The following is a 17,202-nucleotide window of genomic DNA, read 5'->3' as shown; positions in this document are numbered from 1 at the left end:
GGCCGTCACCACGGCTGACCGCGCCCACCGGCCCCCGCCCCGCGTCAGTCGGTGTTGAACGGGGTGGACGCCAGGGCCTCGTAGGCGGGCTGGAGGACGTCGGTGAGGGCGCGGCGGCGGACCTTCACCGGCGGCGGTTCTACGACCTGCAACAGGAACCCCGGAGGGACGGGCGGAGCCCCGGCACGGTCGCGCAGCCGGGCCAGGCCCGACGGCGGCGTCCAGAAGCCCTCGGCGCTCAGCGGCTCGTCCTCGACCGCGAACGGGTCGGGCGCGTCGCGCGCGGGGGCGCGGCGCAGGGCGGTGAGGAGCTGGTCGCGGGTGCGGCCGTTCCAGGCGAGGATGAGGAACGGGTCGTCGTCGAAGGACTCGGCGAGCAGGTAGAGGACGGCTGCGGCGTGCTTGCACGGGTCGCCCCAGTCCGGGCAGTCGCACATCAGGTGCAGGTCGGCGGCGGACTCGGGGAACAGCGACAGGCCGAGCCCGGCGAAGACGTCCTCGATCTCGGGCGGCATCTCCCCGGCGAGCAGCCGGGCCCGGAACACCGCGCGGGACGCGAGCTCGGCCTCCACCCGCCGCCAGTCGGCGTCGTCGATCGCGTCGATGCCGAGCGCCACCTCGTAGGGCTCTTCCACCGACCCCTGGACGCGCGCCGTGACCTCGTACGGACCGACGCGCAGATCGATGACCTGGCCCTTGCGCGCGTACGAGCGTCCACGCTGGAGCCGCCCGGTGTCGGCGAACGACTCGACCAGGTCGATGAACCGGCGCGACCACCACTCCGACCCGATCGACCCGCGCCGGGTGTGCGCGCGCAGGCCGTCCTCGACCTCGATGGGGTCGCCGTACTGCGGCATCAGTCGCTCACCGCCTCGGGCGACAGGCGCAGGACGTCGCGCAGCTCGGCGACCGACAGCTCGGTGAGCCAGTCCTCGCCGGTGCCGACGATGGACTCGGCCAGCGCCTTCTTGCGTTCGATCATCTCGTCCACCCGCTCCTCCATCGTGCCGACGCAGACGAACTTGCGGATCTGCACGTTCTTGGTCTGGCCGATGCGGAACGCCCGGTCGGTGGCCTGGTCTTCGACCGCGGGGTTCCACCAGCGGTCGACGTGGACGACGTGGTTCGCCGCGGTCAGCGTGAGACCCGTGCCCGCGGCCTTCAGCGACAGCAGGAACACCGACGGCTCGGTGTCGCTCTGGAAGTGCTGGACGAGGTCGTCGCGCTGCTGCTTGGACGTGCCGCCGTGCAGCCACAGGACGGGCCGTTCGAGCCGCGCCGCCAGATACGGCTGGAGCATCGACCCGAACTCGGCGTACTGGGTGAACACCAGCGCCTTCTCGCCCTGCTCGACCACCTCCGCGCAGATCTCCTCCAGCCGCTCCAGCTTCCCGGACCGGCCGGGCAGCCGCGAGCCGTCCTTGAGCAGGTGCGCCGGATGGTTGCAGACCTGTTTGAGCTTGGCCATCGTCGCCAGGACCAGCCCGCGCCGCTGCTTCTCGTCGGCCTCCGCGATCTGCTCGAGCATGTCGTCGAGCGTCGCCTGGTAGAGGGACGCCTGCTCGGGCGTGAGGTTGCAGTAGACCTTGATCTCCTGCTTCTCCGGAAGGTCGGAGATGATCGACTTGTCGGTCTTCAGGCGGCGCAGGATGAACGGCTGCGTCGCCCGCTTGAGCGCCAGGGCCGCCCGCTCGTCGCCATCCCGCTCGATCGGCACGGCGAACCGCTCGCGGAACGCCGCGCGAGGCCCGAGCAGCCCCGGGTTGGCGAACTCCATGATCGACCACAGCTCGGTCAGATGGTTCTCCACGGGCGTTCCGGTCAGGGCGAGCCTCGTGCGCGCGGGGATGCCGCGCACCGCGCGCGCCTGCCGCGTGCCGCTGTTCTTCAGCGCCTGCGCCTCGTCGCACACCACGCGCCGCCACGGGACCTCGGCCAGCATCTCCGCGTCCCGCGCGGCCGTCCCGTAGGTGGTCAGCACCAGGTCGGCCTGCGACGCCGCCCGCACCAGATCGTCGTCGCGATGACGTCCCGTTCCGTGATGCACGTAGACGCGTATCTTCGGCGTGAACCTCGCCGCCTCCCGCTGCCAGTTCCCCACCAGGGACATGGGCCCGACCAGCAGCGTCGGACCGCCCGCCTCCCGCCCGGACGCGCGCTCCCACGCGAGGAGCGCGAGCGTCTGGGCCGTCTTCCCGAGGCCCATCGAGTCGGCGAGGATGCCGCCGAGGCCGACGCTCTCCATGAAGGTGAGCCAGGCCAGGCCGCGTTCCTGGAAGGGGCGGAGGGTGCCGTTGAAACCCTCGGGGGTCGTGACCGGGGCGAGGCGGCGGTCGGCGGAGCCGGAGAGGAGGTCGCCGAAATCGCCGTCCGCGTCGACGTCGACCAGGGGGAGGGCGTCGTCACCGGCGTGGATGACGGCGCGCATGGCCTCGGCGGCGGACATCGTGCCCGCGCGGGGGTGGCGGAGGAAGTCGAGGGCGGCCTGGAGCTGCTCCTCGTCGAGTTCGACCCACTGGCCGCGCAGGCGGACGAGCGGTGCCTTGAGGCGGGCGAGCTCTTCGAGTTCGTCCTCGTCGACGGCCTCGTCGCCGATGGCGAGATCCCAGCGGAAGTCGACCATGCCCTGAAGGTCGAAACCGGAGCTCGTGGCCGCGCCCGAGCCCTCGCCCTCCTGCGTGCGCGTGGTGAGCTTCATGCCGAGCTTGGCCTTGCCCGCCCACTGAGGCAGGAGGACGCCGAAGCCCGCGGCGGCGAGCATCGGCGCCGCCTGCTTGAGGAATCGGAACGCTCCGGCGGTGTCGAGCTCGGCCTCGCAGGGGACGGGGCCGTTCAGCGCCGGGGCCATGTCGGGGAAGAGGCGCAGGGCCCTGCCCAGCCCGGCGAGGAGGGTCTCCTCGGCGTCGGGGAGGAAGTTGGCCTCGCCCGTCCAGACGAGCGCGGCGGGGACGTAGAGGCTCAGGTCTTCGGTGCCCTGGAGGGCGAACTCGACGCGCCACGGCGGCGTGGACGGCCCTTCGGAGGTCTCATCGAAGGCATCTTCGGAGGTCTCGCCGGAGTCTTCGGCGGTGGTCGGCTCGTAGAGGCGGAAGCAGACGCGGAGGGGGCCGGACGGGCGGTGGGCGGCGGTGTACCACGCGTCCAGCTCGGCGATGAGCTCGTCGGGGTCGTCGCGGGGCTCGCGCGCGACGAGCGGGGACGGGCCGGTGAGGGCCTCGGCCCAGCGCTCGGCCAGGGGCAGGCGGTCGGGGGCCTTGCCCTTGCGCAGGGGGAGCAGCGGGTGGGGCACGACGCCGCGGACGGCGGTGTCGACCATGCCGGACAGGGCCTCGCGCAGGACCTCGGCGGCCGGACGGCCGCCCTCGGCGGCGCGACAGGCGGCGGGCATCGCGCGCGCGAGATCGCGGAACCGGCCGGGGTCGTCGATCACCGGACGCCAGCGCGCGACGAGGTCGCCGTCCTCCCGGAGGAGGGCGGGCAGGACGTGGCCGCGTTCGGCGAGCCGGACGGCCTCGTCCGCCAGCAGGCACAGGAACCGCAGGTCGGTGCCGGGGACGACGTCGCCGCTGTGCTCGGCGGACTGGAGCAGCGCCATCGCCGGGAACGGCTCCAGGACGAGCGCGGGGACCCGCCAGGCGCGCAGCTCGGGCGGCCCGTCGAACGGCTCGGGGCCGAGCTCGGCGGACGGCTGCGGATGGTCGCCGTGGGTGGGCAGCGCCATCGCCAGATCGACCCGCATCGCGCCCGCGACCAGCGGCTCGTAGGACGTGCCGGAGAAGTCGCGGGTCGCGAACGGGTGCGCCTCGCCGCCGGAGCGGCCCGCCTTCCCGCCGGGCGGACGTGCGCCGCCGGGCGGACGCGCGCCGCCGGAAGGGCGCACGTCACCGGCGGGCGTGTGCGGACCGCTCCGCTCGGCCCACAGGCACAGCGCCCCGCCGTGCCACGTGCCGTGCGCGACCAGCATGCCGATGTTCCCCCAGCTCACCCGAACCTACGAAGACCACCGAAGCTACCAGCGGCCGGCGACACCCGGCCCGCCTCCGCCGACCTGTGGATAACCCCGAGAGATTAGGCTCTGTCCGTTGGTGTTCCGGCAGCGATGGAGGCGTTTGTGGGCGAGTTCGTACGTGTCGAGTCCGAGGGCGGCGTGGCGACGATCCGGCTGGACCGGCCGAAGATGAACGCCCTCAACGCCCAGATGCAGCGTGAGCTGGTCGAGGCCGCGCGGCAGGTGGGCGAGGACGACGAGACGGCCGCGGTCGTGCTGTACGGCGGGGAGCGGGTGTTCGCGGCCGGGGCCGACATCAAGGAGATGGCGCCGCTCTCGTACGCGCAGATGTCGGGCGTCCCGTCCCGGCTGCTCCAGGACTTCACCAAGGCGCTCGCGGCGATCCCGAAGCCGGTCATCGCGGCGATCACCGGGTACGCGCTCGGGGGCGGCCTGGAGGTCGCGCTGACCGCCGACTTCCGGATCGCGGGCGCGGGAGCGAAGGTGGGGCAGCCGGAGATCCAGCTGGGGATCATCCCGGGCGCGGGAGGCACGCAGCGGCTCGCGCGGCTGGTCGGTCCCGCCAAGGCGAAGGACCTGATCTTCTCCGGGCGCCACGTGCGCGCGGACGAGGCACTGGCCATGGGACTCCTCGACCGCGTCGTCCCGGACGACAAGGTCTACGAGGAGGCCGTGACGTGGGCCAAGACCTTCGTGGGCGGGCCCGCGCTGGCGCTGCGCGCCGCCAAGCAGGCCATCGACTCGGGCCTTGAGGTCGACCTGGAGACGGGCCTGGAGATCGAGCGCACCCGGTTCTCCGCGCTGTTCGCCACGGAGGACCAGCAGAACGGCATGAAGAGCTTCATGGAGGAGGGCCCGGGCAAGGCCAAGTTCACCGGCCGCTGACCCGGACCCAAGCGCTGACCCGGACCAAACCCCTGCCCTTGAGTTTTCCGCTGGTCCTCACTGGTCGGTGGTCTCGAACGGTGGCAGCGGCCACCAGATGGCGGGATGGACCGCGTAAGCGGCGGCGGCGAGCAGCCCTATGGCGACGACAGGCAGAAGCAGCCTCAGCCATAGGGCTGCCGACGTGTTGTAGCGGCATCGCAGTGCGATGACGATCGCGGCGAGGACGCCCAGTGCGATCTCCGCGGCCCGCCCGGACGCGGGGGTGAGCCGGGCCAGGGCGAAGATGGCGGCGTAGACGCCCGCTCCCGCGACGGTCAGCAACCCCAGGCGGATGAGCACTTCCAGAGGGACGGCAATGAGGGCGGCGATGCCCGCGCGGAACCGTGCGGCGCGTCCGCCTCGTGCGCTCGTGATGCGGAGCCGCATACGCCGAAGGGCCCGGCGCGCGTAGACCAGGAAGAACCAGAGCAGGCAGGCGGCCGACGTCAGTATCGGTATGGCGAGCGCAGTCCCCGGTAGGACGGCCAACACGAGCGCACCCAGCGCCCCGCGCAGCTTCCGCGGCCGTGCACCGGCCTGGCGGCGGCCTCCATCACCCTTCGCCGCCTGACCTGAACTGTCCGGCTCATGCACGTGCGATGCCTCAGGCTCCTGCGCACGCGTCTCCTGCTCCTCCTCAGCGGCCGACGAGGGCACGGCATCGGGTGCCTCCGTCTCAGGCACGGCAGGCGGACGCGGCGGAATGGGGATCGCCTCGGTGGGCGCGTCCGGCGGAACGGGCCGTAGCAGGGGCAGTAGTTCGATCGCCGTAGGACGGTCGGCGGGGTCCACCGAGAGCGCGGCCCGGACGGCGGGGAGCAGGTCGCGCGGAACGCCCGTCAGGTCCGCGCGCCCGCGCAGGATCCGGGAGCAGATGGCCGCCGCCGGGCCGGAGCCGAAGGGCGGGCGTCCCGAGGCCGCGTGCACGACGGACGCGCCCCAGGAGAAGATGTCGGACGCCGGGGTGGCGCGTTCGCCGTCCAGCACCTCGGGGGCGAGGTAGCCGGGGGTGCCGATGGCGGTGCCCGTGAGCGTGAGACGGGTCGCGTCCAGCACGTGCGCGAGGCCGAAGTCGATGACGACGGGGTCGCCGTCCACGAGCATGACGTTGCCCGGCTTGAGATCGCGGTGGACGACGCCGCCCTCGTGGATCGCCACGAGCGAGCGCGCCAGTCCGCGCGCGCACCTTCGCAGGGCGGCTCCGCGCAGTGGTCCCCGCTCACGCAACACCTCGTCCAGCGTCCGGCCCTGGACGTAGCGGGTGACGATGTACGGGCGGTGTGCGGTGAAGTCGGCGTCGAGGAGCTCGGCGACGAACGGGCCACGGACGCGGCGCATGGTGGCGACCTCGCGTTCGAGGCGCTTGCGGGCGACCTCGTCGCGCGCGACGGCCGGATGCAGGACCTTCACGGCCACGGCCCGGCCGTGCTCGTCCAGGGCGAGGCTGACTTCGCCCATCCCCCCGACGCCGAGCTCTTCGAGCACCCGGTAGGGGCCGATCCGATCTTCCGTTCGCACTGGGACACCCGTCGCGCTCGTGGACTGCGGTGGATGATCGTATGGGGTTTGCCCCGAGATGTCCGCGAGGCACGACCAATGGGTCTCGATCTCATCACGACCCGGGTCGCGGGAGGGCCGTTACCGGAGGCCTTGCCCGAGGTGAAGCACTCCGCGCGCGCGGGTGAGCGGCTAGCATCACCCGCCATGCGGCAGGCGTTCCGAACCGCCCTCGTCACGGGCGCTTCCAGTGGGATCGGCGAGAGTTTCGCGCGCGAACTGGCCGGGCGCGGAGCGGACCTCGTCATCGTCGCCCGCCGCGCCGACCGGCTGGACGTGCTCGCGCGCGAGCTGGTCGAACGGTTCCGGGTCGCGGTCGAGGTCATCGCCGCCGACCTCACCGAACCTGCCGACCGCGACGAGGTCGAGCGCAGGCTCCGCCACGAACCGGTGGAACTGCTCGTCAACAACGCCGGGTACGGGGCGTTCGGGGCCTTCGCCGAGCTCCCGCTGGACGACCAGCTCCGCGAGATCGACCTGAACGTGAACGCGCTCGTCCGGCTGACCCACGCCGTCCTGCCCGGGATGCTCGCGCGCGGACGAGGCGGGGTGCTGAACGTCTCGTCCGTGTCCGGGTTCGCGCCGTCCCCCGGTAGCGCGACCTATGGCGCGACCAAGGCGTACGTCGCGTCCTTCTCGGAGAGCCTGCACGCGGAGGTCGTCGGACGCGGCGTCCACGTCACCGCGCTCTGCCCGGGCTTCACGCGCACGGACGAGGCGCACGACCCGCATCCCCTGTGGCTGCGGCGGCAGGACGTCGCGCGCGCGGGCCTGGACGCGGTGGAACTAGGCCGTGCCCTGTGCGTCCCGGGCCTCCAGTACAAGGCGGCGATGCCCGCCCTCAAGATGCTGCCCCGGCCGCTCCTGCGCGCCGCGGCGAACCGCCTGTGGAAACAGGCCGCTGGCTCGCAGTGACCACCGGCCGGACGCGAGGGGAGGGCGAATCCGGTCCGGGTTTCATCACTTCCGACAAGAATTCCGCCGCGTACCTTGTGACGAGAGTGCCTTGACGGGAGCCTGACACGATCGCGACGATCGAAACCTACGCTTCCGTAGGTTCGCTGATCGCCACCCGCGACCGGCGACCCCGGCCGAGCCCCCGCCGCGCCGTGCCGCCCGAACCCAGGGCCGGTGCGCGGCCACTCGACCGCCCTGTCCAGCGAAGGAAACGCATGACCGTGACGCCCGAGTCCAAGGACCAGATCCAGCTCCTCATCGAGCTCGAGCCGGTCGTCGAGAACGAGCTCAACCGGCACCTCGGGGTGGCCAAGGAGTGGTTCCCGCACCAGTACGTCCCGTGGAGCCAGGGCCGCGACTTCGACGGTCCGCTCGGCGGCGAGGGCTGGGAGCCCGGCGACTCCAAGATCACCGAAGAGGCGCGCGAGTCGCTGATCGTCAACCTGCTCACCGAGGACAACCTGCCGGGCTACCACCGCGCCATCGCCGACGTGTTCGGCCGGGACGGCGCCTGGGGCACGTGGGTCAACCGATGGACGGCCGAGGAGAACCGGCATGGGATCGTCCTGCGTGACTACCTCTCGGTGACGCGCGCCGTCGACCCGGTCGCGCTGGAACGCGCGCGCATGAAGCACATGGAGGTCGGCTACGAGGCCGACCACGGCGACTCGTTCCTGCACGGTGTGGCGTACGTCTCGTTCCAGGAGCTCGCCACCCGCGTCTCGCACCGCAACACCGGCAAGGCGTCCGGCGACCCGATCTGCGACCAGATGCTCTCTCGCGTGGCCGCGGACGAGAACCTCCACATGGTCTTCTACCGGAACCTCCTCGGCGCGGCGTTCGACCTCGCGCCCAACGAGACCATGCGCGCCGTCACCGACGTCGTGAAGGGGTTCCAGATGCCGGGCCACAGCATCGACGGATTCCTGCGCAAGTCCGTGATCATCGCGAACGCGGGCATCTACGACCTGCGCCTGCACCACGACGACGTCGTCGTCCCGGTGCTGCGCAAGTGGGGCGTGTTCGACCGCACCGACCTGAGCGGCGACGGCGAGAAGGCGCGCGAGGAACTGGCGGAGTTCATGGCGGGCCTGAACGGCGCCGCCACCAAGTTCGAGACCCGCCGCGAAGAGCGCCGCGCCCGCCAGGCCGCCCGCAAGTCCTGACCCCTCAGGCCTCCCCCCAAGGCCCCCAGGTCCGCCCCCAGGCCTGGCAGTCTGCCCGCGAGGCCCGCTCGCGCGCCCGCGCACGGAACCGCCGAAGACCCCGGTTTCCCCAGGAACGACCCTGGCGGAACCGGCGTCAAAGGGGATATGGGGACGCATCGGCGGCTGGGCGACTATCGGTTGCTGAACGAGATCGGACGCGGGGGGACCGCGGTCGTCCATCTCGCCTTGGACGCCGCAGGACGCGAGGTCGCGGTCAAGGAGCTCCGGCCGGAGTTCGCGCCCGACGCGGAGGCCCGGCGGCGGCTGGCCAGGGAGATGGCGGCCCAGCGGCGGGTGGACAGCCCGTACGTCGCGCCACTGCTCGGCGGCCGGATCGAGAGCGACCGGCCGCACCTCGCCATGGGCTACGTGCCCGGCACGCCGCTCGGCGACCTCGTGGACGCGTACGGGCCGCTGCGCCGCGCGCGCGTGCCGAGGTTCGCCCGCACGCTGGCGCTCGCGCTGGCGGCCGTCCACGACGCGGGGGTGCTGCACCGGGACGTGGCGCCGGGCAACGTCATGGTGCTCGGCGACCGTCCGACGCTGATCGACTTCGGTATCGCGCACGAGCCGGGCTCCGATCACGTCCTGTACACGGCGGAGCGCCCGCAGCGGAGGCGGCGCATGGTCGCGGGCACTCCGGCCTATCTCGCCCCCGAACTGATCGAAGGCGGGAACGCCTCAGCCGCCTCGGACGTCTTCGCCTGGGGGGCCACCGTCGCGTACGCGGCGACGGGGCGGTCGCCGTTCGGCAAGGGGTCGCTGCACGCGGTGTGCTTCCGGATCCTGCGCGGGATGGCCGACCTCGACGGGGTCACCGGGCCGCTGGCCGGGCCGGTGGCCAAGGCCCTCTCCCGCGACCCGGCGGAACGCCCGTCGGCGCGGTGGCTGGCCGGGGCGCTGGCCGAATGGGCGCACGAATCCGCGTGGTCCGCGAACTCCGCGGCCCGCGCGGCCGTCGCATGATCGTGAAGGCTCGGGAGGGGGACGGCGAAATGGCGGGAATCGGACGCCCCGGTGGCGGGCGCGGACCGGCTCGGCGGACGAAGGTAGGGTTTCGGAAACGATGAAGGGGGTTGCCACGTCCGGGGACAGCGTCGACCAGTCGATCGGCCACTACCGCGTCCTTGAGACCCTCGGGGAGGGTGGCATGGGGGTCGTCTACCTCGGCCTGGCCCCCGACGGCCGCGAGGTGGCGATCAAGGTGCTGCGCCCCGCGGTCGCGGGTGACGCGACGGCGCGCCGCAGGCTGGCCCGCGAGACCGACTCGATGCGGCGGGTGCGCAGCGCCAACGTCGCCGAGATCCTCGACGCGGACGTCACGGCCGAGCGGCCCTACATCGTCACCCAGTACGTCCCGGGCCGGACGCTCGAGGAGGTCGTCGAGGACGCCGGGCCGCTCTACGGGCGCGCCCTGCAGCGCCTGGCGGCGGGCCTCGCCGAGGCCCTGTCGGCGATCCACGACGCGGGGATCATCCACCGCGACCTCAAGCCCGCGAACGTCATGCTGCTGGACGGCGAGCCGATCGTGATCGACTTCGGCATCGCCCAGGGCGCGGACGCGACCCGGCTGACCGCGACCGGCATGGTGATCGGCACGCCCGGCTACCTGGCCCCGGAGATCATCGAGGGCGAGGACGCGGGCCCGCCGTCGGACGTGCACGCCTGGGCGGGCACCGTCGGCTACGCCGCGACCGGCCGTCCGCCGTTCGGCTCCGGCACCTTCGAGTCGATCTTCTACAAGATCATGCAGGGCCGTCCCGACCTGGACGGCGTGCCGGAGGCGCTGCTGCCGGTGCTGCGCGCCGCGATGGCCCGGAACCCGGCCGAGCGGCCGGAGGCGGCGAAGCTGACCGGGCTGGTCCAGCGGATCAACATCGACGCGACGGTCGCCGACCACACCCGGATCGACGACCAGCTCACGACCCGTCCCGATCACGGCGCGCTCCTCACGCCGCCGCTCCCGGGCCCGGAGACCGCGAAGGACGCGCCGGCCGAGCCCGAGACCGTCCAGGACGCGGCGAGCCCCCTGGGGCCGCCCTCGGCGGGCGACGAGACCCTCCGTGACACGCCTCCGCCGATGCCCGCGCCCGTCCACGTGCAGCAGCCCAAGGACTTCGTCGGGATGCTGCCGCCGGCCGCGCCCCCGCCCGTCCCGCCGCCCGCGCCCGGGCCGTACGACCACCGTCCGGCCCGCGCCGGTTATCCACAGGCCGGTCAGGCGCGTCCGCCGGCGCATCCGAACCAGCAGGGCTGGCCCCCGCAGGGCGGGCTCCGCAGGGCCGAGCCGCAGCCGCCCCAGCCGTACGACCCCTACCAGCAGCAGGCACAGCACCGCCCTGACCAGCAGCAGCCCGCGAAACAGCGGCCCGAGCCGCAGGAGAAGCGCGAGCACCCGAAGCCGTTCGGCTGGTACCGGGTGCTCAGCCTGCTCGTGCTCGGCGCGCTGATCGCGTTCGCGAACATCGCGCCGCTGCTCGCGGTCGCGGTGACGATCGCCGGAGTCCTGGTGCTGCGCGCGGGCGACAAGGCCGCCAAGGGCATGGAGGGCCGCCGCACCCGGCGCGGCCCGCGCTCGGGCGACGCGGTCGGCGCGGCCTTCCGCACGCCCCTGCACCTGCCCGGCGCGGTGATGGCGACGGCGCTGCTCTCGGCGCTCTCGCTGTTCGCCGGGGCGATCCTGCTCGGCGTGCTCATGTTCACCTACCCGGACATGACCGCGTCCAAGGCCGTGGCGTACTCCGCCATGCTCGTGATCGGCCTGCTGGCCCTCGCCCCGGGCAGCGGCGCCCCGCGCCGCCAGCTCGCGCGCGTGTGGGGGGCGCTGCTCCCGCGCGCGGAGGCGGCCCTCGCGGGCGTCCTGGTCCTCGGGATCTTCACGGTCGTGCTCGCCGTCCTGTCCCAGAAGCAGCCGCCCGACACCACCCCGGTGGACGGCATGAGCAAGAGCCTGGACGGGGTCCGCGCGCGCGTGGAGGACATCCTCCACGGCGGCATCCCGTTCATCGGCTGACCCGCGCCCCCTGCAGGCCCGCGACGGCCGCCGAGAACGGCCACGTCGTGTGGTCGGCCGGGTGCGGGGAGCGGTCGGGGAGTGGTCGCGTCGCGTAGAGGTGGGAAACGGTGTGCGCATGAGGCGTCGGGCGGGCTCCGTGCCCGATAGGGTGCCGGGTCCATGAGCGGGGAGACGAGCCACCAGGAGCACATCGGTCCGTACCGGCTGCTGTCGCGGCTGGACGGGCCGTCCGGTGCCGTCCACCGGGCGGCGGACGCGACCGGGCGTGACGTGGCGATCCGGATGCTGCCGCCGGGCGCGGTCCCCGATGTCCCGCGCATGCGCGCGGTGCTGAGCCCCTACGTCGTGGACGTCCTGGACGGTGATCCCGAGGCCCGTCCGCCGTATGTCGTGTCGCGGTTCGTGCCGGGCCGACCGCTGGCCGAGACCGTCGCGGTGGACGGCCCGCTCCGTGGTCCAGCGCTCCGCTACATGGCCGTCGCGCTCGCCAAGGCCGTCGCGGCGATCCATAGGGCCGGTCTCGGGCACGGTTCGCTCGACCCGCGCAGCGTCCTGGTCGTGGACGGCGCGCCGGTCGTGGTCGACTTCGGCCTCGTCGCCGACCCCGAGGGCCAGGCGGGCGACATCCGGGCGTGGTCTGAGATCGTCCTGTTCGCGGCCACCGGCAGCGAGGACGCCTCCCTGGACGCCCCCGGCCTGCCGGGCGCGCTGCGCGGCCTGCTCCGCGCCGCCGCGGCGCTCGACCTGTCGGCGCGTCCGAACGCCGAGGAGCTGATCGCCGCCGCGTCCAAGCTCGACCTGGGCCCGGCCCCTGAGGTCCCCGCACCGGCCGCCGAGGCTCCGGCGCCGTATCCCGACGCCCCGGCCACCGGGGGCTTCCCAGCCGTGATGTCCGGGACGGGCGGGTTCGCCATGCCTCCCGTCCACGACACGGGCGGGTTCGCGATGCCCGGCCCGGTCGGCACGGGCGGATACCCCGAGCCGACGTCCGGCGTGGCGACCGCCGTCGCATCGCACGCGCACGAGGACGACATGGACGACATGGTGGTCGGCGGACGGCATGCCGGATCCGTCGCCGACCACGAACTCGCCGTCGTGCGCGGATGGGCACGCCTGCTCGCGGTGCTGGTGATCGTGATCGCCGGGTGCGTCGCGGTCATGATGCCGGTGGTCGGCGTGACGGTGTCGGCGCTGGCGGTGACGCTGCTGCGGATCACGCGCGCACGAGGAACGCTCGGACGCATCGAGGCCGTCGGCCGGACGATCCTGTCGCTGCCCTACGCGGCCGTGTTCGCGGTCGGCGTCCCGCTGATGGTCGTGGGGGTCGCGGCGGTGGGCGTCGAGCTGTCCACGCTGGGCGCCGGGGCGCTCGGCGCCGGGACGGGCACGATCGCCCTCTGGACGGCTCCGGGCGCGGGCGGCGCGCGGCGGGCCCTGGAGAGCGCGTTCGAGCCGCTGGCGTGGCGTCCTGGGACGGTCGCGGCGGCGGGCCTGGTGCTCGGCGTGCTGACGCTGGCGGGCCTGGTGGCCGCGATGTCGTTCACGCCCAGCTTCGCCCCGCTCTACGGCCTGCAGAGCTCGCTGGAGGCCACGCTCTCCCGCTTCCAGAACTCCCTGCACTGACGTCCGGGGCAGTGACCGGTCCCACAGGCCGCGATGGAGAACGAACCGCCCGCGTGGCGTTCTCCTACGTGGGGTAGGTCTCACGGGCCGGGTTTCGCACAGCCCCTACTGACCGGTAACATCTGCTGTGTACGGTCCAACCGGGGACCCGGGGCCGAAACACGTTCGGGTCTTTGGCAGGCTGTCAGGTGCGCCGCCGCGAGGCTGCGTGCGAGCACGCGCCGACCCGGCCCACGGGCGGCGTCCTTATGTCCGCTTACCCCAGCGGCCAAACTGAGTGCAGGGAGGTCGGCCACCGGCCATGAACATCGTCGTCTGCGTCAAGCAGGTTCCCGACACGGAGAGCCCGCGCAAGCTGAAGTCCGATGACAGCACCCTCGACCGCGGTGCGGCGGACGGTGTCATCAACGAGCTCGATGAGTACGCGATCGAAGAGGCGCTGCGCATCAAGGAGGCCCAGGGCGGCGAGGTGACCGTCCTGACCATGGGTCCCGACAAGGCGACCGACTCGATCCGCAAGGCCCTCGCCATGGGCGCGGACAAGGCCGTCCACCTCCTGGACGACGCCCTCGCCGGCTCGGACGCCTTCCAGACCTCCTACGCCATGCAGCAGGTCCTCGGCCGCACCGGCTTCGACCTGGTGATCCTCGGCTCGGAGTCCACCGACGCGCGCACCGGCATGCTCGCCGCGATGCTCGCCGAGCGCCTGGGCGTCCCGCAGCTGTCGCTCGCCAACAAGGTCGAGATCGACGGTTCCGCGATCAGGATCCAGCGGCAGACCGACTACGGCCACGACAAGGTCGAGGCGACCCTGCCGGCCGTGGTGAGCGTCGTCGAGAAGATCAACGAGCCGCGCTACCCGTCCTTCAAGGGCATCATGGCGGCCAAGAAGAAGCCGGTCGAGACGCTGGACGTCGCGGGCGCGGGCATCGACGCGGGCCGGGTCGGCCTCGCCAACGCCGCGACCGAGGTCGTGGACTTCGCCGAGGCCCCGGCGCGCGCGCAGGGCCAGATCGTCACCGACGAGGGCGACGGCGGCGTGAAGATCGCCGAGTTCCTCGCGTCGAAGAAGTTCGTCTGAGCGGGGAAGGGGACCCTAAGCAATGAGTGAGATCCTGGTCCTCGTCGACCACGTCGACGGTGACGTCAAGAAGGTCACCCTCGAACTGCTCACGCTCGCCAACCGCCTCGGCGACGCCGCGGCGGTATGGGTGGGCCCGGGCTACGAGGGCGCCAAGGACAAGCTGGCCGAGTTCGGCGCGAAGAAGGTCTACCTGGCCGCCGACGGGGAGCTGACCTCCTACGTCGTCGCGCCGAAGGCCACGCTGCTCGCCAAGCTCGTCCAGGACAAGGCCCCGGCCGCCGTGCTGGTCGCCGCGACCGCCGAGGGCAAGGAGGTCGCCGGTCGCCTGGCGATCAAGACCGGCTCCGGCGCCCTCACCGACGTCGTGGACGTCGCCGAGGGCTTCGTCGGCGAGCACTCCATCTTCGGCGGCGGCATCATCGCGCACGCCAAGGTGAGGACCGGCACGCCGATCATCGCCGTCCGCCCGAACTCCGTCGCGCCCGAGGCCGCCCCGGCGACCCCGGCCGAGGAGCAGGTGTCGGTCGAGCTGTCCGGCGCCGACAAGGCCGCCAAGGTCGTCGAGAAGGTCGTCGAGGAGAAGGGCGAGCGCCCGGACCTCACCGAGGCCGCGATCGTGGTCTCCGGTGGCCGCGGCGTCGGCTCCGGCGAGAACTTCACGATCATCGAGGCGCTGGCCGACACCCTCGGCGGAGCGGTCGGCGCGTCCCGCGCGGCGACCGACGCCGGGTGGTACCCGCACCAGTTCCAGGTCGGCCAGACCGGCAAGACGGTGTCGCCGCAGCTGTACATCGCGGTCGGCATCTCCGGCGCGATCCAGCACCGGGCCGGCATGCAGACGTCCAAGACGATCATCGCGATCAACAAGGACCCTGAGGCCCCGATCTTCGAGCTGGTCGACTACGGCGTGGTCGGCGACCTGTTCCAGGTCGCCCCGCAGCTGACCGAGGAGATCAACAAGCGCAAGTAGGCGCGCGTGCTCCTGACGCCCCGGCCGGGTCCGCCCGGCCGGGGCGTTCGGTGTTCCAGGGGCCTACGGGGTCGGACGCACGGACGTCGCGGGGTACGGGACGGCGGCGGTGACCTCCGGCTTCAGCAGGTCCGCGACCTCGCCGTACGGGACGTCCGCGCTGCGGTTCCCGCACGCGCCCGAGTAGCCGAGCGCCGCACCCTGGTAGGCCACCCGGATCCCGGACGCGGTGAGCGCGACCGAGACCTCGCCGCTGGTCAGCTGCCTGGCGGTGATGCCGGGGCCGACCGGCTCGCGCGGGCACCAGCGGTTCCCCGGCAGGTGCGCGAGGACCTTCGGCGACAGCGCGGGCGACGCCGTCCGGAACAGGTCGATCGGACGCGCGTACGCCGTCCCGGTGTCGAGGTCGACGGTGACCGTCCGCGCCTGGTCCCAGCCCGGCCCGACCTGGCCCTCGACATCCGTGTCGTACCGGACGCTCAGGAGCCTCGGCCCACGCAGCAGGATCGCCGGGCGGACCGTCCCGGTGTAGGCGCCCGGCTGCCCGCCGAGGATGGACCTCGTCTCCGTCCAGCGCTGGACGAGCGGGGCGCGCAGGGCGGCGTTCAGCTTCGTGTCGAGCGCCGGGTCCCTGTGCCCTGAGACGGTCACGACCTGGCCGTTCACCTGCCACGTCCCGCCGCCGGGCAGTGCGGCCCGGGGCTCGTTCAGCGCGGTCAGGCGGATCGCGATCGGGGGCGGCGGCGTCGGCCTCTTCTTGGCCGGCTGCGTGGCGACGTACACGGCCGCGCCGCCACCGGCCGCGATCACGGCCGCCCCGGTGACCGCGAGAGTGGTCTTGGCGCTCACCCCCGAGAGGATCTTCCCTGTGGCTCCCGCTGCCTTTCCCGCCGTTGAGGCTCCGCCCGCGGTCGCGCTCCCCGCGCCCGCGCCTGCTCCGGCGCTTCCCGCGCCCAGGCTGGTGAGGGGGAAGAGGGCGGCGAGCGCGGCGGCGGCTCCGGCGAGGGCGGCGACGCCACGCCGCTCCCAGTCCGTCCCGTACGCCTCGGACGCGACCGACTCCAGTTCGCGGACGAACGCCATCGCGCCCGGCGGACGGTCCCACGGGTCCTTGGCCATGCCGCGCTCGACCAGCCCGCGCAGCGGCTCCGGAACCTTCTCGGACGGCACGGGCGCCGACACGTGCAGCTCCCGCAGCGCCTCGGCGGACGGCGCGCGGAACGGCCGCTCACCCGTCACGCACTCGACGAACACGCAGGTCGCGGCGTACACGTCGGTCGCGGGGGAGGCGGGTTCGGCGCGCCACTGCTCGGGCGCCATGTAGAGCGGGGTGCCGGAGAGGTCCGCGGCGCCCGCGTCCACGGCGACGCCGAAGTCGATCAGCTTGCTCAGCCCGTCCGCGCGGACGACCACGTTCGCGGGCTTGTAGTCGCGATGCACGATCCCGAGGTCGTGCGCCGCCGCGAGGCCGAGCAGCGACCCCTTGAGCAGGGCGAGCGCGCCCTCCGGCGGCAGCGCGCCGCGCTCGGTGAGCAGCGCGCGCAGCGACGCGCCGTCCACCGCCTCCATCACGATGGCCAGGCCGCCCTCGGCCTCGACCAGGCCGAACAGCTGCGCCACATAGGGGCTGCGCAGCCGCCGGAGCAGCTCGGCCTCCCGCCGGAAGGTCTCCAGATGGCGCTCGTCGGCGGTGTTATGGGCGGACAGGTACTTGATCGCGGCGGGCCGTCCGGTGGCGTCGTGGCGGGCCAGCACGACCCGGCCCTGCCCGCCCTCGCCGAGGACCTTCAGCTCGGTGTACCCGGGTACCCGCCAGCCGTCCATGCCCGTTCCTTCCGGAGATGATCCGAA

General features: G+C 73.2%; 12 protein-coding genes. 8 read left to right on the top strand and 4 right to left on the bottom strand.

The genetic code is table 11. The features are described from left to right. Positions 1 to 44 precede the first annotated feature (44 nt). Complete coding sequence (locus P696_RS0126880; RefSeq protein WP_026414748.1) at positions 45 to 857, bottom strand: SWIM zinc finger family protein; 813 nt, start codon at positions 855 to 857, stop codon at positions 45 to 47. Next, the gene (locus P696_RS0126875; RefSeq protein WP_034487046.1) at positions 857 to 3,964 is read right to left on the bottom strand and encodes a DEAD/DEAH box helicase; all 3,108 of its coding nucleotides are present in this window, start codon (positions 3,962 to 3,964) and stop codon (positions 857 to 859) included. Before P696_RS0126875 ends, P696_RS0126880 begins: the two co-directional genes overlap by 1 nt. 147 nt (positions 3,965 to 4,111) lie before the next feature. Between P696_RS0126875 and P696_RS0126870 the strand changes: the two genes are divergently transcribed. After that, positions 4,112 to 4,894, top strand: coding sequence for an enoyl-CoA hydratase/isomerase family protein (locus P696_RS0126870; RefSeq protein WP_026414746.1), 783 nt, complete (start codon positions 4,112 to 4,114; stop codon positions 4,892 to 4,894). Positions 4,895 to 4,951: 57 nt separating this feature from the next. Here P696_RS0126870 and P696_RS53000 read toward each other — a convergent pair whose 3' ends face one another. Next, the gene (locus P696_RS53000; RefSeq protein ID WP_157429932.1) at positions 4,952 to 6,454 is read right to left on the bottom strand and encodes a serine/threonine-protein kinase; all 1,503 of its coding nucleotides are present in this window, start codon (positions 6,452 to 6,454) and stop codon (positions 4,952 to 4,954) included. Positions 6,455 to 6,640: 186 nt separating this feature from the next. On the opposite strand from P696_RS53000, the gene P696_RS0126860 reads away from it, so the two are divergent. The 7 genes from P696_RS0126860 (at position 6,641) to P696_RS0126830 (ending at position 15,351) form a co-directional block, all read left to right on the top strand. Further along, positions 6,641 to 7,408, top strand: a complete 768-nt coding sequence (locus P696_RS0126860) for an SDR family NAD(P)-dependent oxidoreductase (RefSeq protein WP_026414745.1) — start codon at positions 6,641 to 6,643, stop codon at positions 7,406 to 7,408. A gap of 257 nt (positions 7,409 to 7,665) precedes the next feature. Continuing rightward, positions 7,666 to 8,616, top strand: coding sequence for an acyl-ACP desaturase (locus P696_RS0126855; protein WP_026414744.1), 951 nt, complete (start codon positions 7,666 to 7,668; stop codon positions 8,614 to 8,616). Between the two features lie 147 nt (positions 8,617 to 8,763). Then, entirely contained in the window at positions 8,764 to 9,624 is an 861-nt protein-coding gene (locus P696_RS48350) for a serine/threonine-protein kinase (RefSeq protein WP_051468217.1), read from the top strand. A gap of 100 nt (positions 9,625 to 9,724) precedes the next feature. Next, a complete protein-coding gene (locus P696_RS52995; protein ID WP_051468216.1) occupies positions 9,725 to 11,671 on the top strand; it encodes a serine/threonine-protein kinase in 1,947 nt (648 codons plus the stop codon). A 162-nt stretch (positions 11,672 to 11,833) separates the two neighbouring features. Beyond that, a complete protein-coding gene (locus P696_RS0126840) occupies positions 11,834 to 13,297 on the top strand; it encodes a protein kinase family protein (protein WP_026414743.1) in 1,464 nt (487 codons plus the stop codon). A 301-nt stretch (positions 13,298 to 13,598) separates the two neighbouring features. Next, positions 13,599 to 14,378 carry an electron transfer flavoprotein subunit beta/FixA family protein gene (locus P696_RS0126835; RefSeq protein ID WP_026414742.1) on the top strand — a complete coding sequence of 260 codons (780 nt, stop codon included), beginning with the start codon at positions 13,599 to 13,601 and terminating at the stop codon, positions 14,376 to 14,378. Between the two features lie 22 nt (positions 14,379 to 14,400). Further along, a complete protein-coding gene (locus P696_RS0126830; protein ID WP_026414741.1) occupies positions 14,401 to 15,351 on the top strand; it encodes an electron transfer flavoprotein subunit alpha/FixB family protein in 951 nt (316 codons plus the stop codon). A 63-nt stretch (positions 15,352 to 15,414) separates the two neighbouring features. Here P696_RS0126830 and P696_RS48340 read toward each other — a convergent pair whose 3' ends face one another. After that, the gene (locus P696_RS48340; RefSeq protein WP_051468215.1) at positions 15,415 to 17,175 is read right to left on the bottom strand and encodes a serine/threonine-protein kinase; all 1,761 of its coding nucleotides are present in this window, start codon (positions 17,173 to 17,175) and stop codon (positions 15,415 to 15,417) included. Positions 17,176 to 17,202 lie beyond the last annotated feature (27 nt).

Source organism: Actinomadura oligospora ATCC 43269 (assembly GCF_000518265.1).
Lineage (GTDB): Bacteria > Actinomycetota > Actinomycetes > Streptosporangiales > Streptosporangiaceae > Spirillospora > Spirillospora oligospora.
The sequence above is the reverse complement of the archived record's forward strand: the minus strand, read 5'-3'. Positions and strand labels throughout refer to the sequence as shown.

What these genes read in the sequence shown, in the direction of transcription:
- P696_RS0126835 (WP_026414742.1), top strand. Translation starts at nt 13,599, where the DNA reads ATGAACATCGTCGTCTGCGTCAAGCAGGTTCCCGACACGGAGAGCCCG.
- P696_RS0126840 (WP_026414743.1), top strand. Translation starts at nt 11,834, where the DNA reads ATGAGCGGGGAGACGAGCCACCAGGAGCACATCGGTCCGTACCGGCTG.
- P696_RS0126875 (WP_034487046.1), bottom strand. Translation starts at nt 3,964, where the DNA reads ATGCTGGTCGCGCACGGCACGTGGCACGGCGGGGCGCTGTGCCTGTGG.
- P696_RS48350 (WP_051468217.1), top strand. Translation starts at nt 8,764, where the DNA reads ATGGGGACGCATCGGCGGCTGGGCGACTATCGGTTGCTGAACGAGATC.
- P696_RS48340 (WP_051468215.1), bottom strand. Translation starts at nt 17,175, where the DNA reads ATGGACGGCTGGCGGGTACCCGGGTACACCGAGCTGAAGGTCCTCGGC.
- P696_RS0126830 (WP_026414741.1), top strand. Translation starts at nt 14,401, where the DNA reads ATGAGTGAGATCCTGGTCCTCGTCGACCACGTCGACGGTGACGTCAAG.
- P696_RS52995 (WP_051468216.1), top strand. Translation starts at nt 9,725, where the DNA reads ATGAAGGGGGTTGCCACGTCCGGGGACAGCGTCGACCAGTCGATCGGC.
- P696_RS0126855 (WP_026414744.1), top strand. Translation starts at nt 7,666, where the DNA reads ATGACCGTGACGCCCGAGTCCAAGGACCAGATCCAGCTCCTCATCGAG.
- P696_RS0126860 (WP_026414745.1), top strand. Translation starts at nt 6,641, where the DNA reads ATGCGGCAGGCGTTCCGAACCGCCCTCGTCACGGGCGCTTCCAGTGGG.
- P696_RS0126880 (WP_026414748.1), bottom strand. Translation starts at nt 857, where the DNA reads ATGCCGCAGTACGGCGACCCCATCGAGGTCGAGGACGGCCTGCGCGCG.